Below are 21286 nucleotides of genomic sequence, written 5' to 3'. Positions count from 1 at the left end.
CTCTGGATGGTCCGGTACCGGGCCAGCACGGGGTGAGGCGGCTCTGGCCGGTCCGACGCCGGGCCGGTGCGGCATGAGGCGGTCAGGACGGGGTGACGTCGCTGGACGGCGGTTCCTCGCTCCCCGGACGGGAACGTACCTCGGGCGTGCACGAGTAGCGGCGCAGCGGCAGGACGTCCGGGCCGCCGAGCACGACCGTCCCGTCGTCGGCGGCGGTCGCCTCCGAGTCGGCGAACGTGCAGACGATCTGCGCGAGGGCGTACGGGGTGAGGTCCTGCACCCGAACGCTCAGCCGGAACGTGTTCTCCGGGTCCCTGTCGCGCGCCCCGGTGACCTTGATGCCCGCGGCCACGTCCGTGGAGTAGCCCGCCTGCTTCTCCGCGGCGGACGGCCTGGCGGCGAGCTGGCCGAGCAGCCCCTGGGCGACCAGCACCCGGCGTTCGGCCTCCGCCGTGCCGTCGGGTATCCGCACGGAACGGTCCACCGTCACCAGTTGCGAGGCACACAGCAGGAAGACCTGCACGGGAATGCCGCGGCCCGCCTGCGCGGACAGGTCCGCACCGGAGAGGGCACAGGGCACGCGGGACGGAGCCGGGCCGAAGTCCGTCGGCACCTGCGTGGAGCGGATGCCGCAGCCGGCCAGCAGCGCGGCCAGCAGCGGAACGGCGAGCCAGGGGCGTGCGCCATGTCTTCTCATCGGGCGTTCCCCTTCCTGCCCTTTCCGTTCCCGTTCTCCTCCTCGATCAGCGGCGATGTGTCCCGCGGCAGGCGCAGCGTGAACACCGCCCCGCCGTCGGGGGAGTTGGCAGCAGTGATCTCGCCGTCGTGGATGTGCGCGTTCTCCAGCGCGATGGACAGACCCAGGCCGCTGCCCTCGGAGCGCGGACGTGAGGCGCTCGCCTTGTAGAAGCGGTCGAAGACATGCGGCAGGACGTCCTCGGGGATGCCGGGACCGTGGTCCCGCACATCGATGACGAGCTCCTCGTCCTCCTCGCGAACCGAGACCCGCACCGGCGATCCGCCGTGCTTGAGCGCGTTGCCGATCAGGTTCGCCAGGATCACATCCAGGCGACGCGGATCGAGGCGGGCCATGATGCCCCGCTCCGCGTCCAGCTCGACGGCGTCCAGCCAGGCGCGCGCGTCGATGCACGCGGTGATCTGATCGGCGATGTCCACGTTGTCCACCACCAGCCGGGCCGTGCCCGCGTCGAAGCGGGTGACCTCCATCAAGTTCTCGACGAGGTCGTTCAGCCGCCGGGTCTCGCTGACCACGAGCCGTACCGCGGGCTCGATCATCGGGTCGATGCCGCCCGTCTCGGCGTCCAGCTCCTCCTCCAGGACCTCGGTGACGGCCGTGATCGCGGTGAGGGGAGTGCGCAGTTCGTGGGACATGTCGGCGACGAAGCGGCGGGAGGCCTCGTCGCGGGAGCTCATGTCCGCGACCGTCTTCTCCAGGGACTCGGCGGCGCGGTTGAACGTCCGGGACAGTTCGGCCAGTTCGTCGGTGCCGGAGACGCGCAGCCGGGTGTCCAGCTTGCCTTCGCCGAGGCGCCGGGCGGCGATGCCGAGGCGGTGCACCGGCTTCAGCACGGTCGTCGCGGCGGCCTGCGCGAGCAGCGCCGAGCCGATCAGCGCGAGGCCGGTGGCGATGCCGAGGGACCAGGCCAGCGAGTTGAGGTCCTTGGCCTCCGGCTCCAGGGACTTGAGCATGTAGCCGGTCGGGCCGCCGCCGATCACCTTCGCGCCGCCCACCAGGTAGGGCTTGCCGCCGTCGACGATCCGCTGCCAGTACAGGTGGTAGGCGTACTTGTTGGTGGACGACACCGCCTGCTGCTTGTTCACCGCCTTCTGCAGCGACGCGGGCACGTCCTCCAGGGTGAAGGTGTCCAGGTCGGAGTTGCCGACGACGGTCCTGCCCCGTTCGTCTGTGGCGACCAGGAGCACGCTGAAGCGCTGGCTGCTGTTCGCCATCTGCCCGGCGGTGTACTGGAGTTCGTCCTGTGTCGGGTGCACCGGGAGCGATCCGGCGCGGTTCTGCATCTCCTGCTGGAAGTCGCGCAGCACCGCGTCCTGGGTGCGGGTGAGGACGGCCTCGCGGTTGAGCCAGTACGCGATGCCGGACGCCGACACGGCGGCGGTGAGCGCGACCAGCCCGAAGACGACGACGAGGCGCAGTCTGAGGCTGGTGAAGCGAAGTCGTGACACTGCGGTCCTGCGTTCCGCGGCCCAGCCGCGGAGTCCCCCGTGTGGATCGGTCACTGAGGAGCGTCCAGCCGGTACCCGACGCCGCGGACCGTACGGATCAGCGTGGGGGAGGACGGAACGTCCTCGACCTTGGCGCGCAGCCGCTGCACGCACGCGTCGACGAGGCGTGAGTCGCCCAGGTAGTCGTGCTCCCACACCAGCCGCAGCAACTGCTGCCGGGACAGCGCCTGCCCGGGCCGCCGGCTCAGCTCCAGGAGCAGCCGCAGCTCGGTCGGGGTGAGCTGGAGGTCCTCGCCGTTCTTGGTCACCGTCATCGCCGACCGGTCGATGACGAGGTTGCCGAACGTCGCCGAGTCGCTGGCCTCCCGCTCGCCGCGCCGCAGCACGGCCCGGATCCGAGCGTCCAGGACCCGCCCCTGCACGGGCTTGACCACGTAGTCGTCGGCGCCGGACTCCAGGCCGACCACGACGTCGATGTCGTCGCTGCGTGCGGTGAGCAGGATGATCGGCAGCTGGTCGGTGCGCCGGATGCGCCGGCACACCTCGAACCCGTCGATGCCGGGCAGCATCACGTCCAGGACGATCAGATCCGGCCGCTGCTCGCGCAGCAGCTTCAGACCGTCCTCGCCGGTGGCAGCGGTGGCCACACGGTGTCCCTGGCGCGTCAAAGAGAGCTCCAGGGCCGTCCGGATGGCGTCGTCGTCCTCGATCAGCAACAGGGAAGGCACGGGTGTCATTCTGGCCCATGCCCCGGCCGTCTTTCGACCTCCTGCCAACTTCGGCGGCGGCAGGCCCCGCCACCTGCGTTCCAGCGCCGTTCGAGGCGTCGCCCGGCGGTGCGGCCGTGTGGTCATACCACTCTCGTCCGTGCCGGCGCCGTGACGCGGCCGCGGGCAGCCTCTGTGACAGGTCTGTGACAGTCGACGGACACGGCCATGAAGTGGCCCGGGCAAGCTTTTCGGCACAGGCAAGGAAGCAAGACAGAACACCGGAAGTCCACGACGGGGGGCACGAGATGAACACGCTGCACGGCACTGTTCCCAGCGCAGTGGTCACGCGCCTGCACGATGTGACCCGGGGTTCCGAGAAGTCCGGGGCGGGAGGGGGCGCCTCCCTGCTCGAGCGGAGTCGAGAGCTCGGGGGAGGGCGGGGGTGCGCTCGCGGCACCGGGCGTGCGTACACCGTGCCCGCACAGCCGGGGCACCAGCCCTACATGGCGGTGGTCGACGCACACACGGGGGAGGCTCACGGGGGAGCCGCGTACGGGGAGGCCGCGGGGGAGCGTCGTTCGGCGGCGGAGGCGGAGTTCACCGCCTACGTCGAGGAGCGCCGCGCCTCCCTGTACGCAACCGCGTACCACCTGACCGGCGACCGCTTCGAGGCCGAGGACCTGCTGCAGAGCGCGCTGTTCTCGACCTACAAGGCCTGGGACCGGATCAGCGACAAGGCCGCCGTGGGCGGCTACCTGCGGCGGACGATGACGAACCTGCACATCAGCGCGTGGCGCCGGCGCAAGCTGAACGAGTACCCGACCGAGGAGCTGCCGGAGACCGCCGGCGACACGGACGCGATGCGCGGCACCGAACTGCGCGCCGTCCTGTGGCAGGCGCTGGCCCGGCTGCCCGAGCTCCAGCGCACCATGCTGGTGCTGCGCTACTACGAGGGCCGCACGGACCCGGAGATCGCGGAGATCCTCGACATCAGCGTCGGCACGGTGAAGTCCAGCATCTGGCGGTCGCTCCGCCGGCTGCGCGAGGACGAGGTCCTCAGCTTCGGCCGTGACGAGGAGGAGTCCTTCGGCGAGCTCGTCGCCTGAGGGATCGGGGGAAACACGGGGGAGCGGTTCCGGCATCTCGGGGGAGCCGACGGGACCGCTGGGGGATCACGGGGAAGCACCACCACGGGGGAACACGGGGGAGCAGGAGAAGCGGGACTGGGGGGTCGGGGGTCCTTCCAGTCCCGCTTCTCCCTTTTTGTGCCTGAACCGTTTTTCGGCACCTGAACCGTCGCCGTCCTCGCGGACGCGGTTGGCCGCCGCGTGATTCCTCAGCCGATGGCCGCGGTGTTCAGCGCCGCCGCACGCCGGCCCGCCGCCGCTGCCGCCAGCCGGCTCAACGCCTCGTCCCGGTCGCAGGCGTGTGCGCCGAGCGCGGTCTGGCGGGCCACGATCGACCGTTCGGCGCGCATCAGCCGCCAGCCGCGGCGCAGCAGGAACGGGACCGACTTGCGGCCCTCCTTGAGGTCGCGCACGAAGCGGCGGCGGAACGTGGCGAAGGGACCGCGGGTCAGGCACAGCGCGTCGGCCAGGAGGCCGAGTTCGTGGCAGCGCTGTACGACCTCGGCGGCGAAGATGCCCTCCGCGACGAAGACCGGCGTACGGCCGATGCTCAGCGTCTCCTCGCCGGTACGTGCGCTGAGCGAGATGTCGTACACCGGCACCGTCGTACGGCCGGTGGCGCACAGTTCGGCGATGGCCGCGACCGCGACGTCCGCGTCCCATGAGTCCGGGTGGTCCCAGTCGATGTCCGAACTCCCCTCCACCAGCGGGAGGCTGGGGTCGTCGCCCTCCTTGTAGAAGTCGTCGAGCCGCAGCATGGGCAGACCGGAGAGCGCGGCGACAAGGGACTTGCCGGAGCCGGAGGGGCCGCAGAGCAGCACGACGCGGGCGGGGACCGGTGGGTGGACACTCATGGGACACCAGTCTGACGCATCGCGGACACCGCGCCGACCCCGCGGGTCGGCGTTGGAGCGCACATCACACCTCAACTACCCTGTGTGCCGACATGATTACCTTGAGCACGGAGAAGGTGGCAGCAGCCATGGCACGACACGCCTCGCCCAAGAACCCCACCGCTCGGCGGGTCCTGGTCGCCCTCGCGACCACGGGTGCCGCACTTGGGGCGGGCGCGGCCACGGCATCGGCGGACACCGGACCGGTCCTGGATGTGATGCGCACCCGGCCCGCGTCGCTCGGTCACGCCGACCCACAGGCGGCGCTGCCGGCCCTGACGGGGGCGGCGGGATACGCCACCGGTCCCCTCGCGGGCCTCAAGCCCAACCCCCTGGCCGGTACGGGCGTCGACCCGCTCGACAACGGAGTCGGCACCCAGGTCGCCGACTTCAAGCCGCTGTCCTCGCAGGCCCTGACCCGGCCGGTGGCCCAGGCGCAGTCGCTCGGCAGCATCCCGGTGGTCGGACAGGTGCTCGGGGCGGTGCACTGACACCTGTCCGACCGGCGCCGGAGCGTCACAGAGCCGCGCTTCCCCTGGACGGCGGGGAAGCGCGGCTCTGCCGCTTCCGGGTGTGTCAGTAGGACGAGCCGGACGCGCCCAGCGCACCGGTCGGGTGCCAGACGGTCTTGGTCTCCAGGAAGGCCGTCATGCGGTCGGTCCCCGGAGTCGCCGCGTAATCCACAGGCTGTGGACGAAGAACCCGCTTGAGGTTGTCCGCCGCCGCGATCTCCAGTTCCTTCGCCAGGACGTCGTCGGCGCCGGCCAGGTCGATCGCGTTGACGTCCTGGTGCGCGGCCAGCGGGGCCGCGATCTCCGCCGTGCGGCCGGAGAGGACGTTGACGACCCCGCCCGGCAGATCGGACGTGGCCAGGACCTCGCCGAGGGAGAGCGCCGGGAGCGGGGACTTCTCGCTCGCTACGACGACCGCCGTGTTGCCGGTCGCGATCACCGGGGCGACCACCGAGACGAGGCCCAGGAAGGACGACTCCTGGGGGGCGAGGACCGCGACCACACCGGTCGGCTCCGGGGATGAGAGGTTGAAGAACGGGCCCGCCACCGGGTTCCCGCCGCCGACCACCTGCGCGATCTTGTCGGTCCAGCCCGCGTACCAGACCCAGCGGTCGATCGCCGCGTCGACGACGGCGGCCGCCTTGGACTTCGACAGGCCCTCCGCGTCGGCCACCTCGCGCACGAACTGCTCGCGGCGGCCCTCCAGCATCTCGGCGATCCGGTAGAGGATCTGGCCGCGGTTGTACGCGGTCGCACCCGACCAGGCGCCGAACGCCTTGCGCGCGGCCACGACCGCGTCACGGGCGTCCTTGCGGGAGGAAAGCGGGGCGTTGGCCAGCCAGCTGCTCTTGGAGTCGGTCACCTCGTACACCCGGCCGCTCTCGGAACGCGGGAACTTCCCGCCGATGTACAGCTTGTAGGTCTTGAAGACGCCGAGCCGCTGCTCGGTCTTCTCGGACTTCTCAGACATCGAGGTACGCCTCCAGGCCGTGGCGGCCGCCCTCGCGGCCGAAGCCCGACTCCTTGTAGCCGCCGAACGGCGAGGTCGGGTCGAACTTGTTGAACGTGTTGGACCAGACGACACCGGCGCGCAGCTTGTTCGCGACGGCCAGGATCCGGGAACCCTTCTCCGTCCAGATGCCGGCGGACAGCCCGTACGGGGTGTTGTTCGCCTTGGCGACCGCCTCGTCGGGCGTACGGAAGGTCAGGACGGACAGCACAGGGCCGAAGATCTCGTCGCGGGCGACGGTGTGCGCCTGGGTGACGTTGGTGAACAGCGTCGGGGCGAACCAGTAGCCGGACGCGGGGAGTTCGCAGGCGGGGGACCAGCGCTCGGCGCCCTCCGCCTCGCCCTGCTCGGCGAGCGCGGTGATCCGGGCCAGCTGCTCGGCGGAGTTGATCGCGCCGATGTCGGTGTTCTTGTCGAGCGGGTCGCCGAGACGGAGGGTCGAGAGCCTTCGCTTCAGGGACTCCAGCAGCTCGTCCTGGATCGACTCCTGCACCAGGAGGCGGGAGCCCGCGCAGCAGACCTGGCCCTGGTTGAAGAAGATGCCGTTCACGATGCCCTCGACGGCCTGGTCCAGGGGCGCGTCGTCGAAGACGATGTTGGCGCCCTTGCCGCCGAGTTCGAGGGTGAGCTTCTTCTTCGTGCCCGCGACCGTGCGCGCGATCTCCTTGCCGACCGCCGTGGAGCCGGTGAAGGCGACCTTGTTCACGTCCGGGTGCGCGACCAGCGCGGCGCCCGCGTCGCCGTATCCCGGCAGGATGTTGACGACGCCCTTGGGCAGCCCCGCCTGGCGGCAGACGTCCGCGAAGAACAGCGCCGACAGAGGAGTGGTCTCCGCGGGCTTCAGGACGACCGTGTTGCCGGTCGCGAGCGCCGGGGCGATCTTCCACGCCAGCATCAGCAGCGGGAAGTTCCACGGGATGACCTGACCCGCGACGCCCAGCGGCTTCGGGTCGGAGCCGAAGCCCGCGTGGCCGAGCTTGTCGGCCCAGCCGGCGTAGTAGAAGAAGTGCGCGGCGACCAGGGGGAGGTCGGCGTCGCGCGTCTCCTTGATCGGCTTGCCGTTGTCCAGCGTCTCCAGGACCGCCAGCTCACGGCTGCGCTCCTGGATGATGCGGGCGATGCGGAACAGGTACTTGGCGCGCTCGGCGCCGGGCAGCGCCGACCACTTCTCGAACGCCCTGCGGGCGGCCTTCACGGCGCGGTCCACGTCCGCCTCGCCGGCCTGGGCGACCTCGGAGAGGACCTCCTCGGTGGACGGGCTGACCGTCTTGAAGACCTTGCCGTCGGCCGCTTCCGCGAACTCGCCGTCGATGAACAGGCCGTACGAGGGCGCGATGTCGACGATCGCGCGGGACTCGGGTGCGGGTGCGTATTCGAAAGCCATGGGGGATCAGTCCACCGTCACGTAGTCGGGACCGGAGTAGCGGCCGGTGGCCAGCTTCTGGCGCTGCATCAGCAGATCATTCAGGAGCGAGGAGGCGCCGAAGCGGAACCAGTGGTTGTCCAGCCAGTCCTCGCCGGCGGTCTCGTTGACCAGGACCAGGAACTTGACGGCGTCCTTCGAGGTGCGGATGCCGCCGGCCGGCTTCACACCGACCTGGACGCCGGTCTGCGCACGGAAGTCGCGCACGGCCTCCAGCATGAGGAGGGTGTTCGCGGGGGTGGCGTTCACCGCCACCTTGCCCGTCGACGTCTTGATGAAGTCGGCCCCGGCCAGCATGCCGAGCCAGCTCGCCCGCCGGATGTTGTCGTACGTCGACAGCTCGCCGGTCTCGAAGATGACCTTCAGCCGGGCGGACGTCCCGCAGGCCTCCTTCACGGCGACGATCTCGTCGTACACCTTCATGTACCGGCCGGCGAGGAACGCGCCGCGGTCGATGACCATGTCGATCTCGTCCGCGCCCGCGGCCACGGCCTCGCGCACGTCGGCGAGCTTCACCTCGAGCGCGACGCGGCCCGCGGGGAAGGCGGTGGCGACGGAGGCGACCTTCACGCCGGAGCCGGCGACGGCCTCCTTGGCGACGGCCACCATGTCGGGGTAGACGCAGACTGCCGCCGTCGTGGGGGTCGTCCGGTCCGTCGGGTCGGGGTGGACCGCCTTGGCGCCGAGCGCCCGGACCTTACCCGGGGTGTCCGCGCCTTCCAGCGTCGTCAGGTCGACCATCGAGATGGCGAGGTCGATGGCGTACGCCTTCGCGGTGGTCTTGATGGAGCGGGTGCCGAGCGAGGCGGCGCGCGCCTCCAGGCCGACCGCGTCGACGCCGGGCAGTCCGTGGAGGAAGCGGCGCAGCGTACTGTCGGACGCGGTGACGTCCGCGAGAGCGGTGGGGGTACCAGCCTGCTCGCGCGGAGTCGAGAGCTTGGGTGCAGAGGTGGGCATGGTCACCAGCCGAGCATATCTACGCGCGTAGCGGCTGTACAGCCCCCGAACACTCCCGATGTGGTCCGAGGGCCGTGGCGTACCACACGGACCACGGCGGAGGACCGGCTACGGAGCCGGAGGCGCCCGTCGTGCAGAATCGGTCTCATGACGACCCCGGATCACCAGCCCCCCACGCCGGACCCCTCGGCACCCGAGTCCCCGGACCGGGTCCACCGGTCGCCCGCCGGTATCGCGGCCGGCGTGCTGCTGCTCGCCATCGTGCTGTGGCTCGGCATCGACGCGCTGGTCTCCGGGCACGGCCGTACGCCCTGGCTGGCGCTCGCCGCACTGCTCCTCGTCATCCCGATGGTCACCGCCTTCACTCTGCGCCCGGCCGTGTTCGCGAACAACGAGCGGCTGCGCATCCGCAACCCGTTCCGGGTGATCGTGCTGCCCTGGGGCTCGGTCGGCTCGCTGCGCTCCGGCTACTCGAACGAGGTCGTCGCCACGTCTGGCGACAAGTACCAGCTGTGGGCGCTTCCCGTCTCGCTGCGTGCGCGCAAGAAGGCGGCGCGGCAGACGGCGCGGCAGTCCGCCGGGGACCGCCAGGGCACTGCGCCGGCCGGTCCGGCGAGGGGTGCGCGCGGTGGCTCCGCCGCCCCCACCGAGGTGTTCCGCGCCCAGGCCGACCGGACCATGGACGACCTGCGTGAACTGGCCGACACCCATGGGGCGTCCGAGCGGGCCCAGGGTGAGCCGAGTGTCCGCTGGGCGTACGAGGTGCTGGGCCCGGCGGTGGCAGGCGCGATCCTGCTGGCGATCCTGCTGGCGATGGGCTGATCCTGCCGGAGGCGCTGCGCGGCGGGGCTGTCGGCCTTGTCCGAGTGCCGGGCGGAGGTCCGGCCTCTGCCCGGCCGCTTTGTGATCGCGCGCGCCCGTGGCTTCCGCCGCCCCGCATCGCCCATGCGCCGACAGAGCCCGGCGCCCGGTCCCCGGGCTGACCGCTGTGGGGCCGCGTGCCCCGTGGGAGCGCTTCCGTCCCATATGGCAACGTTGTCCGACCCGCGCAGTTCCTGCCCTCCACCTGGAAGCACTGGGGCGCCGACGGCAACGGCGACGGCGTCGCGAACCCGAACAACATTTACGATGCCGCCCTGGCCGCAGGCCACTACCTGTGCGCCGGCGAGCGCGACCTCGGCACCGCGGCCGGCCTGGAGCGGGCGATCCTCAGCTACAACTACTCGCGCGACTACCTCAACCTCGTCCTCGGCTGGATGGAGTACTACCTCCGCGGAGTGCACACCGTCCCGGACGGCAAGGGGGTCGTCCCGCGCAGCCCCGGGGCGGGCAGCGACACCCCGGCCACGCGGCCCGTGGGCGAGATCCGGCGCCCGGGTGCGGCACCGGATCGCGGCGGCGATGCCCCCCACCCCGGTGGTGCCACGCCGCCGCCGGTCAGGCCCACCCGGTCGGCGTCCCCCTCTGCGTCCCCCTCGGCGACCGTGAGCGCGAGCCCCACCCCGACCCCGGAGCCGACCCACGAGCCGACTCCCACCGAGACCCCCACCGAAACCCCGGCCGTCACCCCCACGGATGGCGGTACCGAACCCCCCGCGTCCCAGACTCCTCCGGCCCCCGAGCCGTCGACCGACGCCCCGTCGTGCCCCGGTGCCACGACGCCCCCGCCTCCACCGACAGCCCTGAACCCACCCCGTCAGACACCGAATGCCCGGCCGCCGGGGACACCGCCGCGACCCCCGTCACGCCGGCCGGCTGAGCGGCGCAGGACAAGCCGGAACGGCCGGACCCGGGACCGCCCCGCAGGGCGACCCGGGTCCGGCCGTTCCGTGGTCTTGATGTGGTCGGTGCCGGGACCGAAGCCCCGACCGGCGTTCAGATACCTGCGGCAGCCGCAAGATCCCGTTTCACGGCGGCGAGCAGTTCCGCGGCCTCGGCCCGCGCGGCGTCGAGCCCCTCCCGGGAGCCGACCGGCACGACGACCTCCAGGTAGCACTTGAGCTTGGGCTCGGTGCCGCTCGGCCGGACGACGACCCGCGCACCCTCGAGGGTGTATCGCAGCCCGTCGGTCGGCGGGAGCGTCCGCGTCCCCTGCGTCAGGTCCTCGGCCGTCGTCACCGTCAGCCCGCCGAGCCGCGCGGGGGGCTGCTCACGCAGGCGCCGCATGGCGTCCGCGATGACCGACAGGTCCTCGACGCGGACCGAGAGCTGGTCCGTGGCGTGCAGGCCGTGCTCGACGGCGAGGTCGTCGAGCAGGTCGAGGAGGGTGCGGCCCTGCTCCTTCAGCGTGGACGCCAGTTCGGTGATCAGGAGTGCGGCCGTGATGCCGTCCTTGTCGCGCACTCCGTCGGGGTCGACGCAGTAACCGAGCGCCTCCTCGTAGCCGTAGCGCAGCCCCTCGACGCGGGCGATCCACTTGAAGCCGGTGAGGGTCTCCTCGTACGGCAGGCCCGCCTTCTCGGCGATACGGCCGAGGAGGGAGGAGGAGACGATGGACTCGGCGAAGGTGCCGGTGACCCCGCGGCGGACCAGATGTGCGGCGAGCAGGGCGCCCACCTCGTCGCCGCGCAGCATCCGCCAGTTCCCGCCGTCCTTGACGGCCACGGCGCAGCGGTCGGCGTCGGGGTCGTTGGCGATGACGAGGTCGGGATCCGTCTCGCGGGCCTTGGCGAAGGAGAGGTCCATGGCGCCGGGCTCTTCCGGGTTGGGGAAGGCCACGGTCGGGAAGTCCGGGTCGGGTTCGGCCTGTTCGGCGACGAGGGCCGGCGCCGGGAAGCCGGCCCGGGCGAAGGCGGCGAGGAGCACGTCCTTGCCGACGCCGTGCATCGCCGTGTAGACGGTGCGGGCGGTCCGGGGGGAGTCCGGGCCGAGGACGTCGTCCGTCCGGGCGAGGTAGGCCTCCAGGACGCCGTCGTCGAGCGTGTCCCAGCCGCGCTCCGCGCGGGGGACCGAGCCGATGGTGGCGATCGCCTCGATCTCCGCCGCGATCCCGGCGTCGGCGGGCGGCACGATCTGGGAGCCGTCGCCGAGGTAGACCTTGTAGCCGTTGTCCCGGGGCGGGTTGTGGCTGGCGGTGACCTCCACACCGGCGACCGCGCCGAGGTGCCGGATGGCGAACGCGAGCACCGGCGTGGGCAGCGGGCGGGGGAGCAGGGCCGCGCGCAGGCCCGCACCCGTCATGACGGCCGCGGTGTCCCGGGCGAAGTCGGCGGACTTGTGGCGGGCGTCGTAGCCGATGACGACCAGGCCGCCGGACTGCCCCGTGGACTTGAGGTAGGCGGCGAGGCCGGCAGCGGCGCGGATGACCACGACACGGTTCATGCGCATCGGGCCCGCGCCGAGTTCTCCGCGCAGACCCGCGGTGCCGAACTGGAGGGTGCCGCCGAAGCGTGCCGCGAGCTCGATGTGGTCCTCGGCGTCGATGAGCTTGGCGAGTTCCTCACGGGTTTCCGCGTCGGGGTCCTCGGCCAGCCACGCCTTGGCCCGTGCGATGAGTTCGTCGTGCACGTCGGGTCAACCTCTCGTTGTGTGGTCGTGCGGGAGCCGGGCCTCGGCCGTGCCGGGGGCGGACCGGGAAGCATCCGTCCTCGGTCGGGTGAAGCCGTCCCATGCGGAGGATGATGCTCTGCGGCCGTATGCGGACACAGTGGGCGACACCGGTTCTCCCCGTCCAGTCCAGCACCGGTCGGCGCGGACGGCACCGGTTCGGCGGCCGGCCCGGTGCTCTCGGCCCGGGGCCGGGCGCACCCCGTTCTTCCGGAGACCGGGGACGCCCGGCCGGCATCCGCCCGGGCAGGCAGCGTCCTACAGCCGATTCAGGACCTGGGCCAGCAGCGTCCCCATGCGAGCGGCGCTGTCCCGGCCCGCCTGGAGGACCTCCTCGTGGTTCAGCGGCTCGCCCGTCATGCCGGCGGCCAGATTCGTCACCAGGGAGATACCGAGGACCTCGGCACCGGCCTCACGCGCGGCGATCGCCTCGAGAACCGTGGACATGCCCACCAGGTCCGCGCCGATGACGCGGGCCATGCGGATCTCCGCCGGGGTCTCGTAGTGCGGACCGGTGAACTGCGCGTAGACGCCCTCCTCGAGCGAGGGGTCGACCTCCTTGCACAGCGTGCGCAGGCGCGGGGAGTACAGGTCGGTCAGATCGACGAAGTTGGCGCCGACGATCGGGGAGGTCGCCGTCAGGTTGATGTGGTCGCTGATGAGGACCGGCTGCCCGGGACGCATGGTGTCGCGCAGGCCGCCGCACCCGTTGGTGAGCACGATGGTCTTGGCGCCTGCGGCGACGGCCGTGCGGACGCCGTGCGCGACGGCGGCGACCCCGCGGCCCTCGTAGTAGTGCGTCCGGCCCAGGAACACCAGGGCCCGCTTTTCGCCGATCCGGTACGAGCGGATCTTGCCGCCGTGACCCTCGACGGCCGGCGGCGGGAAGCCGGGCAGCTCGGTGACGTGGAACTCTGCGTCTGCCTGGCCGAGGGCGTCGACGGCCGGAGCCCAGCCGGAGCCCATCACAAGGGCGACGTCATGGGTCTCGGCACCCGTCAGCTCACGCAGCCGTGCGGCGGCGGCGTCGGCGGCGGCGTAGGGGTCGCCCGGGATGTCGTCCGGAAGAAGAGATGCGTTCACGCGCATGAGGGTAGCCGGTCCAGGCCTACGCGCGTAGATGACGGGGTCACGGGAATGCGATCGTTGTCTTGTCGTTTCCGACGAAGCAAGGCGAAGAGAGCCGAAGGTGTGGTGCGTCAGAGGCCCGGCGAGGCGTCGGCGGGGATCCGTGGAATCGGCTGGATCCGCACTATTCCGCGATGAGGACGTCCTTGTCGTTGAACACCTCGACGATGAAGATCAGCAGCCGGCCCCGGCTCACCGTGTACTCCACCAGGATGTTCTGGGTGAGCCGGATCGTGCGGTCGTCCCCGGTGGAGCTTATGGGGCGGGACACCGGGAGGAAGGGGTCCCGGGCCAGCAGGGAGATGCCCTTGTCGAACGCGGCGCGCTGCGGGTCGTCGAGCCGGTCGCGAGCCGCGGCGGCCTGCTCGGTGTAATAGACGTCGTAGGTGGCGATGGGGCCCATGACGCGCTCTCCCGTTCGTGCGTCGTTCAGCCCAATGGTAGGCGCCGTACGGGTCAGCAGGGCCTCTTGCGCAGCTCCATCACATAATCGTGCGGCGCCCCGGCCGACTCCGCGGCGTCCGCGATCTCGCCCAGGTAGCGGGCCGAGGGCAGTCCGCCCTCGTAGCCGTTCAGGACATAGGTCCAGGCCGACTCCTCGCCGTCCAGGGTGTGGACGCGGACGCGCAGCCGGCGGTAGACCTCGAGCCCCACGCTCTCCCAGCGGTCCATGGACTCCTCGTCCATCGGGGCGATGTCGTACAGCGCGACGAAGACCTGCGACAACGGGTCCTCGACGATCGTCGCGAGGGCGCCCTCCCAGCCCATGTGCTCGCCCCCGAAGGTCAGCCGCCAGCCGTTGAGCCAGCCCGTCGCGCGCAGCGGCGAGTGCGGTGCGCGGCGGGTCATCAGCCGCGCGTCGAGGTTGCCGGCGTACGCGGCATAGAGCGACATGCTGTCGAGGGTACGACAGCTCTCTCTCCGCCTCTTCTGCAACAGATGTCCCGCCGCCCGGCCCCCGGGGCGGAGCCGGACGCGGCGTGCGGGACAATGGAGTACGTGACTCGGATCGTGATCATCGGTGGCGGACCCGGCGGATACGAAGCGGCGCTGGCGGCCGCGCAGCTCGGCGCGGAGGTGACCGTCGTCGACTGCGACGGTCTGGGCGGGGCGTCGGTGCTCACCGACTGCGTGCCGTCGAAGACGCTCATCGCGACGGCCGAGGTGATGACCACCTTCGATTCGTCGTACGAAGAGCTCGGCATCATCGTCGCCGACGACACCCCTCCCCTCCAGCAGGCCGCCCGGGTGGTCGGGGTCGATCTGGGGAAGGTGAACCGCCGGGTGAAGCGGCTCGCGCTCGCCCAGTCCCACGACATCACCGCGTCCGTGACGCGGGCCGGTGCCCGGGTCATGCGCGGACGGGGCCGGCTCGAGGGCATGCAGGGCCTGGACGGGTCCCGCAAGGTCGTCGTGCGCACCGCCGACGGCAGCGAGGAGACCCTCACCGCCGACGCCGTGCTCATCGCCACCGGCGGCCACCCGCGCGAGCTGCCCGACGCCCAGCCCGACGGCGAGCGGATCCTCAACTGGACCCAGGTCTACGACCTCGACGAGCTGCCCGAGGAGCTCATCGTGGTCGGCTCGGGTGTCACCGGCGCCGAGTTCGCCGGCGCCTATCAGGCGCTCGGCTCCAAGGTCACTCTCGTCTCCTCGCGCGACCGGGTGCTGCCGGGCGAGGACCCGGACGCCGCGGCCGTCCTCGAGGACGTCTTCCGCCGGCGCGGAATGAACGTCATGGCCCGCTCGCGCGCGCAGTCCGCCAAGCGTGTCGGGGACCGGGTCGAGGTCACTCTGGCCGACGGGCGCGTGATCACCGGGTCGCACTGCCTCATGGCCGTCGGCGCCATCCCCAACACCAGCGGGATCGGTCTGGAGGAGGCCGGGGTCAAGCTCCGCGAGTCCGGGCACATCTGGACCGACAAGGTCTCCCGCACGACCGCTCCGGGCGTCTACGCGGCCGGTGACGTGACGGGTGTCTTCGCGCTGGCCTCCGTCGCCGCCATGCAGGGGCGCATCGCCATGTACCACTTCCTCGGCGACGCGGTGACCCCGCTCAACCTCAAGACGGTCTCCTCGAACGTGTTCACGGACCCGGAGATCGCCACCGTCGGCTACACCCAGGCCGACGTCGACGCGGGCAAGATCGACGCCCGGGTCGTCAAGCTGCCCCTGCTGCGCAACCCGCGGGCCAAGATGCAGGGCATCCGCGACGGCTTCGTCAAGATCTTCTGCCGTCCCGGCACCGAGATCGTGGTCGGCGGTGTGGTGGTCGCTCCGCGCGCTTCCGAGCTGATCCATCCCGTCTCGATCGCGGTCGACAACAATCTGACGGTGGAACAGATCGCGAAGGCCTTCACCGTGTACCCGTCGCTTTCGGGCTCGATCGCAGAGGTGGCACGCCAGTTGCACACCCGGAAGGCGGGCATCGAGCTCTGACGCCCCCCGACGGGCGGTCACCGGTCTCACGTATGTGCATGTGACCGGTCACGGGGCCAATCACGGGGAGTGGCCGACGGTGCGTGCGGCATAGTCGGCGGGCGTAGGCGCGTATACCACCTCCGGCACCACTGTGCGAACAACTTCTGTTATTCGGCGCAAACTGCTGAAAGCAGACGGTCGTTGGGGTTACTGTCAGTTTCGTGTTCGCTGCAGAACGTCGTCAATTGATCCTCGAAATGGTGCGAGCGAACGGGGCCGTGTCGCTCCGTGAGCTCGCCCGCGTCGTCCAGACCTCCGAAGTGACCGTACGGCGGGACGTGCGCGCGCTTGAGGCCGAAGGACTCCTCGACCGCCGGCACGGCGGTGCGGTATTGCCGGGCGGGTTCACGCGGGAGTCCGGCTTTCCGCAGAAATCACATCTCGCGACCGCAGAGAAGACCGCCATCGCCGATCTCGCCGCGGGCCTCGTCGAAGAGGGCGAAGCCATCGTGGTCGGGGCGGGGACCACGACGCAGGAGCTGGCGCGTCGGCTCGCACGGGTGCCGGGTCTGACCGTCGTCACCAACTCGCTGCTGGTGGCCCAGGCGTTGGCCCACGCCAATCGTGTCGAGGTCGTGATGACCGGTGGCACTCTGCGCGGCTCCAACTACGCCCTCGTCGGCAGCGGCGCCGAACAGTCCCTCCAGGGACTCAGGGTCTCCCGTGCCTTCCTGTCCGGGAGCGGGCTCACCGCCGAGCGCGGACTGTCCACGTCGAACATGCTGTCGGCGTCCGTCGACCGGGCGCTGGTGCAGGCGGCCGCGGAGGTCGTCGTCCTCGCCGACCACACCAAGCTCGGCACGGACACGATGTTCCAGACCGTGCCGACGGACCTGATCACCCGGCTGGTGACGGACGAGCCCCCTCCGCACGACGACCGTGCGGCCACCGAGTTGCAGGCCCTGGCCGACCAGGGTGTGCAGATCGCGGTCGCCGGGGCGTCGAGCGGCGGTTCGGCCGGCGGCGATCCGGTCCCGGCAGGGCGTCAGCCGCGCCGGGAGGTGCCGCTGCCCGGCCCGCGCCGCAGCCAGGTGACCGCCGGCGCACCGCAGTTGCGCAGCGCGACGACGGTCCTCGGGGAACCGCCCAACGGAGACCGCGCACGCGTCGCGGACCTGCGCCGCCGGTGACGACGCGGCGGCCCCCGGGTCGCCGCGCACGCTGATGCACGCCGGTCACACGTCCGGGCTGCGCCGCACGCGAAGCGAACGTGACACGGTCATGGGCCGATCGCGGCGCCGGTGCCCACGGGGCCGAGCGCCGGGCCCGTCGCGGTCCTGTCGAGGCCGCTGCGGCCGCGCTCGGTGTACTCCGGGGACGCGAGCCCGTTGCTCACCGTGCTGTCGACGTTCGGCGCGCAGGCGCGCCGCCTGTTCACGTCGGCGTGTGCGGGGTGCTCGGTGTCGTGCCGAACCACCCCGGGTCCGAGTCGGTCGTCACCGTGCCCGTCGCGCCGAACGTGGCGCCCGGGACCGGCAGGACCGGCCGGCTCCGGAAAGACCGAAGCGCCCCGGGCCGGTCGTCCGGTCCTGGGGCGCTCGGGCGTGCAGGCGTGTCAGTCCTTGATCTCGCAGATCGCGGCGCCGGAGGTGATGGACGCGCCGACCTCCGCGCTCAGGCCCTTGATGGTGCCGGCCTTGTGCGCGTTCAGCGGCTGCTCCATCTTCATGGCCTCCAGGACGACGACCAGGTCGCCCTCCTTGACCTCCTGGCCCTCCTCGACGGCGACCTTCACGATGGTGCCCTGCATCGGGGAGGCGAGGGTGTCGCCCGAGGCCACCGGCCCGGACTTCTTGGCCGCGCGCCGCTTCGGCTTGGCTCCGGCCGCAAGTCCCGTACGGGCCAGCGACATGCCCAGCGACGCGGGCAGGGAGACCTCCAGGCGCTTGCCGCCGACCTCGACCACGACCGTCTCGCGGCCCGTCTCCTCGTCGGCCTCCGCATCGGCGGGCGCCGCGAACGGCTTGATCTCGTTGACGAACTCGGTCTCGATCCACCGGGTGTGCACCGTGAACGGGTCGGTGGAGCCGGTCAGTTCGGGCGCGAACGCCGGGTCCTTGACCACCGCGCGGTGGAACGGGATCGCCGTGGCCATCCCCTCGACCTGGAACTCCTCCAGGGCGCGAGAAGCCCGCTCCAGGGCCTCCTTGCGGGTGCGGCCCGTCACGATCAGCTTGGCCAGCAGCGAGTCCCAGGCCGGGCCGATGACCGAACCGGACTCCACGCCCGCGTCCAGACGCACGCCCGGGCCGGACGGCGGCGCGAACGTCGTCACGGTGCCGGGGGCCGGGAGGAAGTTGCGGCCCGGGTCCTCGCCGTTGATACGGAACTCGAAGGAGTGGCCGCGCAGTTCGGGGTCGTCGTAGCCCAGTTCCTCGCCGTCGGCGATCCGGAACATCTCGCGGACCAGGTCGATGCCGGCGACCTCCTCGGTGACCGGGTGCTCGACCTGAAGACGGGTGTTGACCTCGAGGAAGGAGATCGTGCCGTCGTTGCCGACCAGGAACTCCACCGTGCCCGCGCCCACGTAGCCGGCCTCCTTGAGGATGGCCTTCGAGGAGGAGTACAGCTGCGCGACCTGGTCCTCGTTCAGGAACGGGGCCGGGGCCTCCTCGACCAGCTTCTGGTGGCGGCGCTGGAGGGAGCAGTCACGGGTGGAGACGACGACCACGTTGCCGTGCTGGTCGGCCAGGCACTGGGTCTCCACGTGCCGGGGCTTGTCCAGGTAGCGCTCGACGAAGCACTCGCCGCGGCCGAACGCGGCGACGGCCTCGCGCACCGCGGACTCGTACAGCTCGGGGACCTCTTCCAGGGTGCGGGCGACCTTCAGGCCGCGTCCGCCACCGCCGAAGGCGGCCTTGATGGCGATCGGCAGGCCGTGCTCCTCGGCAAAGGCGACGACCTCGTCGGCACCCGAGACCGGGTCGGGCGTACCGGCAACGAGCGGGGCACCGGCGCGCTGCGCGATGTGCCGGGCGGCGACCTTGTCACCGAGGTCGCGGATGGCGTGCGGCGGCGGGCCGATCCAGATCAGCCCGGCGTCCAGGACGGCCTGGGCGAAGTGGGCGTTCTCGGAGAGGAAGCCGTAACCGGGGTGGACGGCGTCCGCGCCCGAGTCCTTGGCGGCCTGGAGGACCTTGTCGATGTCCAGGTAGCTGGTGGCGGGGGTGTCACCGCCCAGGGCGAACGCCTCGTCGGCCGCACGGACGTGCAGGGCATCCCGGTCCGGGTCCGCGTACACGGCCACGCTCGCGATCCCGGCGTCACGGCAGGCCCGGGCGACACGGACAGCGATTTCGCCACGGTTGGCGATCAACACCTTGCGCACGATGGCTCCCTCTCCTTGAAACAAGCCGAGTTTAGGGACTGCCGACACGACGTTTCGACCCGTTCCCAGTGGTGAGCTTGCCCACACGGAGCGTGAAACCAGGCTCACTCGATCCGCGAAACCCCTTGTCGCACCGCCGCACAGGGGAATCCACCGGAAAACCCTAGCCTTCCGATGTGGTCAAGGTCTCTATGAAGTAGTCCTGCTACGGGTCGTGTTTCTTTGTGGAGTCCCTACTAATGGCCCAATGAATCTTTGCCCCTGCCAAACCTCTTGTCCCGTCGTTTACCCGTTAGTAGCGTTCACGATGGCTCGAACGTACTGGCAGTAACAGGCAAGCGCGTACGAAGGTGGGTGGGGGCGGGTGGTCCGCAGACCGGTGGCTTGGCTCGTGGTGGTCCTCCTTTTTGTGGAGGCGATCGGCATCACGTTGCTGAACTGGATCCTCGGCACGGTCGTGGACCGGCAGCAGATGTCCCTGGCCGGGCTCGACCCGGACATGATGTCGAGGTCGTCGAAGGCGGGCGGAGTCGTCTTCGGGCTCTACTTCGCGCTGTGCGCGTTCGCCGCCCTGCTGGTCGCGCTGCGCGGCCGGCCCCCGTCCGGCATCTGGCGCATCCTCCTGATCAGCGCGGCCGTGGTGCACGCTCTGCTCGGCGCCTTCACCGTCGGCCTGGTGGGCTGGGGAGCGTTCGCGTTCATGATGGTGGTGCTCGGACTGATACTGCTCACCCTGATGACGTACGACCTCCCGCAGGGCCCGGCCGACGCGCCGCCCGCGGACGGCGGACCGGGGGAGGACCAGGGAACGGTGCAGAGGGCCGTGGAACAGACCGGGCCCGAGACCCCCGAGAACGGCGGCCCGGCACCGGTCACTCCCTGAACGTCTCCACTGCCACCCAGGAATCCCGGTTCCCGCTGCTCACAGGGCCCTCATGGGGCACTCAGGACCCTCTGGGCACCCCTCGCTCAGGCCCTCACCGAGCGGTCGAGGAGCGCGCCGCGCGCCCGTCACTTCCGGCGTCCCGCTCGCGCCGGCCGCCCGGCCGGCGTTCACTTCGCCTGCGGGGCCCACAAGTCGGTGATGCCGACGCCCAGTTCGGCCAGCAGTCGGCGCACCAGAGGCAGCGAGATGCCGATCACGTTGCCGTGGTCGCCGTCGATGCCGTCGATGAAGGGTGCCGAGCGGCCGTCGAGGGTGAACGCCCCGGCGACGTACAGGGGTTCGCCTGAGGCCACGTATGCGGCGATCTCCTCGTCCGTGGGCTCACCGAAGCGGACCACCGTGGACGCGGTGGCGGACGCGTACCGGCCGCTGAGAGTGTCGTAGACGCAGTGTCCCGTCTGGAGCGTGCCCGCCCGGCCGCGCATCGACTTCCAGCGTGCCGTCGCCTCCTCCTCGTCCGCGGGCTTGCCGAGGGCCTCGCCGTCCAGGTCGAGTACCGAGTCGCAGCCGATCACCAGCGCGCCCTTGAGCTCGGGCTTGGCCGCCACCACGGAGGCCTTGGCCTCGGCGAGCGCGAGCGCCAGTTCGGCGGGCGTGGGAGCGGTGACGGCGTCCTCGTCGACCCCGCTCACGACGACCTCGGGATCGAGTCCGGCCTGCCGGAGCAATCCGAGCCGGGCGGGGGACTGGGATGCGAGCACGAGACGGCGACGCGGCTGATCGGTCATGGGCTCAGCGTATCGGCGCGCCTCACCTGATGCCGATGACGATCATCGCGATCACCATCGCCAGCGCCATGAGGACCCCCAGCCGCCGCAACATCTCCTGCGTCTCGCGCAGTTCTTCCGGCGGCTCGTTGTCGGGGTCGGACCAGAGCATGCCTTCGATCGTGCGTCGACGGCGTGCTCCGGCGCCTGAGTACGGGTACTCAACTCGGCCGCGGGGTCACCCGGCTCCGGCCGGGCTCCCGTGCCGGGGGGGGGGGGGGGGCCGGGCACTGTCAGGCGGGCTCGGGCGGGGC

Annotated in this window: 21 protein-coding genes; 6 read left to right on the top strand and 15 right to left on the bottom strand. The window is 71.3% G+C overall.

The features are described from left to right. Positions 1-82 precede the first annotated feature (82 nt). Genes ACWDA7_RS08490 through afsQ1 form a run of 3 tightly spaced genes read right to left on the bottom strand, consistent with a single transcriptional unit; the run spans position 83 to position 2933 of the window. The gene (locus ACWDA7_RS08490) at positions 83-697 is read right to left on the bottom strand and encodes a hypothetical protein (protein WP_450603394.1); all 615 of its coding nucleotides are present in this window, start codon (positions 695-697) and stop codon (positions 83-85) included. Continuing rightward, complete coding sequence (locus tag ACWDA7_RS08485) at positions 694-2259, bottom strand: ATP-binding protein (RefSeq protein WP_450603393.1); 1566 nt, start codon at positions 2257-2259, stop codon at positions 694-696. The genes ACWDA7_RS08490 and ACWDA7_RS08485 overlap by 4 nt, the downstream gene beginning before the upstream one ends. Beyond that, entirely contained in the window at positions 2256-2933 is a 678-nt protein-coding gene (gene afsQ1 / locus ACWDA7_RS08480) for a two-component system response regulator AfsQ1 (protein ID WP_329505869.1), read from the bottom strand. Before afsQ1 ends, ACWDA7_RS08485 begins: the two co-directional genes overlap by 4 nt. A gap of 287 nt (positions 2934-3220) precedes the next feature. On the opposite strand from afsQ1, the gene ACWDA7_RS08475 reads away from it, so the two are divergent. After that, entirely contained in the window at positions 3221-4021 is an 801-nt protein-coding gene (locus ACWDA7_RS08475) for a SigE family RNA polymerase sigma factor (RefSeq protein ID WP_450603392.1), read from the top strand. Positions 4022-4251: 230 nt separating this feature from the next. Here the strand turns inward: ACWDA7_RS08475 and ACWDA7_RS08470 are convergent, their stop codons facing one another. Continuing rightward, positions 4252-4896, bottom strand: coding sequence for a uridine kinase family protein (locus ACWDA7_RS08470; protein ID WP_450603391.1), 645 nt, complete (start codon positions 4894-4896; stop codon positions 4252-4254). Between the two features lie 128 nt (positions 4897-5024). On the opposite strand from ACWDA7_RS08470, the gene ACWDA7_RS08465 reads away from it, so the two are divergent. Continuing rightward, entirely contained in the window at positions 5025-5426 is a 402-nt protein-coding gene (locus ACWDA7_RS08465; protein ID WP_450603462.1) for a hypothetical protein, read from the top strand. Positions 5427-5511: 85 nt separating this feature from the next. Here the strand turns inward: ACWDA7_RS08465 and ACWDA7_RS08460 are convergent, their stop codons facing one another. From ACWDA7_RS08460 to deoC, 3 genes are read right to left on the bottom strand one after another with little or no spacing between them, the layout of a single operon-like run. Then, entirely contained in the window at positions 5512-6417 is a 906-nt protein-coding gene (locus tag ACWDA7_RS08460; RefSeq protein ID WP_432931800.1) for an aldehyde dehydrogenase family protein, read from the bottom strand. After that, positions 6410-7840: an aldehyde dehydrogenase family protein gene (locus ACWDA7_RS08455; RefSeq protein WP_432931802.1), complete on the bottom strand. Its 1431-nt coding sequence runs from the start codon at positions 7838-7840 to the stop codon at positions 6410-6412. The genes ACWDA7_RS08460 and ACWDA7_RS08455 overlap by 8 nt, the downstream gene beginning before the upstream one ends. A 6-nt stretch (positions 7841-7846) precedes the next feature. Then, on the bottom strand, positions 7847-8836 hold the full coding sequence (gene deoC, locus ACWDA7_RS08450; protein ID WP_450603461.1) for a deoxyribose-phosphate aldolase: 990 nt from the start codon (positions 8834-8836) through the stop codon (positions 7847-7849). 147 nt (positions 8837-8983) lie between these two features. Here deoC and ACWDA7_RS08445 point away from each other — a divergent pair, with 147 nt between their 5' ends. Beyond that, on the top strand, positions 8984-9658 hold the full coding sequence (locus ACWDA7_RS08445) for a PH domain-containing protein (protein WP_450603390.1): 675 nt from the start codon (positions 8984-8986) through the stop codon (positions 9656-9658). A 1053-nt stretch (positions 9659-10711) separates the two neighbouring features. Here ACWDA7_RS08445 and ACWDA7_RS08440 read toward each other — a convergent pair. The 4 genes from ACWDA7_RS08440 to ACWDA7_RS08425 form a co-directional block, all read right to left on the bottom strand. Next, a complete protein-coding gene (locus tag ACWDA7_RS08440) occupies positions 10712-12343 on the bottom strand; it encodes a phospho-sugar mutase (protein WP_450603389.1) in 1632 nt (543 codons plus the stop codon). A gap of 297 nt (positions 12344-12640) precedes the next feature. Beyond that, the gene (locus ACWDA7_RS08435; protein ID WP_450603388.1) at positions 12641-13465 is read right to left on the bottom strand and encodes a purine-nucleoside phosphorylase; all 825 of its coding nucleotides are present in this window, start codon (positions 13463-13465) and stop codon (positions 12641-12643) included. Positions 13466-13634: 169 nt separating this feature from the next. Then, positions 13635-13913 (bottom strand): type II toxin-antitoxin system RelE family toxin, encoded by a 279-nt coding sequence (locus ACWDA7_RS08430; RefSeq protein ID WP_359393703.1) that lies wholly within the window; start codon positions 13911-13913, stop codon positions 13635-13637. Between the two features lie 53 nt (positions 13914-13966). Continuing rightward, the gene (locus ACWDA7_RS08425; RefSeq protein ID WP_450603387.1) at positions 13967-14404 is read right to left on the bottom strand and encodes a gamma-glutamylcyclotransferase; all 438 of its coding nucleotides are present in this window, start codon (positions 14402-14404) and stop codon (positions 13967-13969) included. A 96-nt stretch (positions 14405-14500) separates the two neighbouring features. Between ACWDA7_RS08425 and ACWDA7_RS08420 the strand changes: the two genes are divergently transcribed. Continuing rightward, positions 14501-15949, top strand: a complete 1449-nt coding sequence (locus ACWDA7_RS08420; protein WP_450603386.1) for an NAD(P)H-quinone dehydrogenase — start codon at positions 14501-14503, stop codon at positions 15947-15949. Between the two features lie 203 nt (positions 15950-16152). After that, positions 16153-17121: a DeoR/GlpR family DNA-binding transcription regulator gene (locus tag ACWDA7_RS08415; protein ID WP_359393697.1), complete on the top strand. Its 969-nt coding sequence runs from the start codon at positions 16153-16155 to the stop codon at positions 17119-17121. Between the two features lie 89 nt (positions 17122-17210). Here ACWDA7_RS08415 and ACWDA7_RS08410 read toward each other — a convergent pair whose 3' ends face one another. Both ACWDA7_RS08410 and ACWDA7_RS08405 read right to left on the bottom strand, forming a co-directional pair. Further along, positions 17211-17408 carry a hypothetical protein gene (locus ACWDA7_RS08410; RefSeq protein WP_450603385.1) on the bottom strand — a complete coding sequence of 66 codons (198 nt, stop codon included), beginning with the start codon at positions 17406-17408 and terminating at the stop codon, positions 17211-17213. Positions 17409-17546: 138 nt separating this feature from the next. Next, positions 17547-19319 (bottom strand): acetyl/propionyl/methylcrotonyl-CoA carboxylase subunit alpha, encoded by a 1773-nt coding sequence (locus tag ACWDA7_RS08405; protein ID WP_450603384.1) that lies wholly within the window; start codon positions 19317-19319, stop codon positions 17547-17549. A 364-nt stretch (positions 19320-19683) separates the two neighbouring features. Between ACWDA7_RS08405 and ACWDA7_RS08400 the strand changes: the two genes are divergently transcribed. Continuing rightward, positions 19684-20202, top strand: a complete 519-nt coding sequence (locus ACWDA7_RS08400) for a hypothetical protein (protein ID WP_450603383.1) — start codon at positions 19684-19686, stop codon at positions 20200-20202. 170 nt (positions 20203-20372) lie between these two features. On the opposite strand, the gene ACWDA7_RS08395 is transcribed toward ACWDA7_RS08400, so the two are convergent. Then, positions 20373-20993: a Maf family nucleotide pyrophosphatase gene (locus tag ACWDA7_RS08395; RefSeq protein WP_432931819.1), complete on the bottom strand. Its 621-nt coding sequence runs from the start codon at positions 20991-20993 to the stop codon at positions 20373-20375. 22 nt (positions 20994-21015) lie between these two features. Further along, the gene (gene mmpB, locus ACWDA7_RS08390; RefSeq protein WP_359393688.1) at positions 21016-21144 is read right to left on the bottom strand and encodes a morphogenic membrane protein MmpB; all 129 of its coding nucleotides are present in this window, start codon (positions 21142-21144) and stop codon (positions 21016-21018) included. Positions 21145-21286: the final 142 nt, after the last annotated feature.

The organism is Streptomyces sp. NPDC001156, from assembly GCF_053598275.1.
The sequence above is the reverse complement of the archived record's forward strand: the minus strand, read 5'-3'. Positions and strand labels throughout refer to the sequence as shown.

Excerpts from the sequence above, each read along its gene's own strand:
- ACWDA7_RS08490 (WP_450603394.1), bottom strand. The coding sequence starts at position 697 with ATGAGAAGACATGGCGCACGCCCCTGGCTCGCCGTTCCGCTGCTGGCC.
- ACWDA7_RS08475 (WP_450603392.1), top strand. The coding sequence starts at position 3,221 with ATGAACACGCTGCACGGCACTGTTCCCAGCGCAGTGGTCACGCGCCTG.
- ACWDA7_RS08470 (WP_450603391.1), bottom strand. The coding sequence starts at position 4,896 with ATGAGTGTCCACCCACCGGTCCCCGCCCGCGTCGTGCTGCTCTGCGGC.
- ACWDA7_RS08465 (WP_450603462.1), top strand. The coding sequence starts at position 5,025 with ATGGCACGACACGCCTCGCCCAAGAACCCCACCGCTCGGCGGGTCCTG.
- ACWDA7_RS08460 (WP_432931800.1), bottom strand. The coding sequence starts at position 6,417 with ATGTCTGAGAAGTCCGAGAAGACCGAGCAGCGGCTCGGCGTCTTCAAG.
- ACWDA7_RS08455 (WP_432931802.1), bottom strand. The coding sequence starts at position 7,840 with ATGGCTTTCGAATACGCACCCGCACCCGAGTCCCGCGCGATCGTCGAC.
- deoC (WP_450603461.1), bottom strand. The coding sequence starts at position 8,836 with ATGCCCACCTCTGCACCCAAGCTCTCGACTCCGCGCGAGCAGGCTGGT.
- ACWDA7_RS08445 (WP_450603390.1), top strand. The coding sequence starts at position 8,984 with ATGACGACCCCGGATCACCAGCCCCCCACGCCGGACCCCTCGGCACCC.
- ACWDA7_RS08430 (WP_359393703.1), bottom strand. The coding sequence starts at position 13,913 with ATGGGCCCCATCGCCACCTACGACGTCTATTACACCGAGCAGGCCGCC.
- ACWDA7_RS08425 (WP_450603387.1), bottom strand. The coding sequence starts at position 14,404 with ATGTCGCTCTATGCCGCGTACGCCGGCAACCTCGACGCGCGGCTGATG.
- ACWDA7_RS08420 (WP_450603386.1), top strand. The coding sequence starts at position 14,501 with ATGGAGTACGTGACTCGGATCGTGATCATCGGTGGCGGACCCGGCGGA.
- ACWDA7_RS08395 (WP_432931819.1), bottom strand. The coding sequence starts at position 20,993 with ATGACCGATCAGCCGCGTCGCCGTCTCGTGCTCGCATCCCAGTCCCCC.
- mmpB (WP_359393688.1), bottom strand. The coding sequence starts at position 21,144 with ATGCTCTGGTCCGACCCCGACAACGAGCCGCCGGAAGAACTGCGCGAG.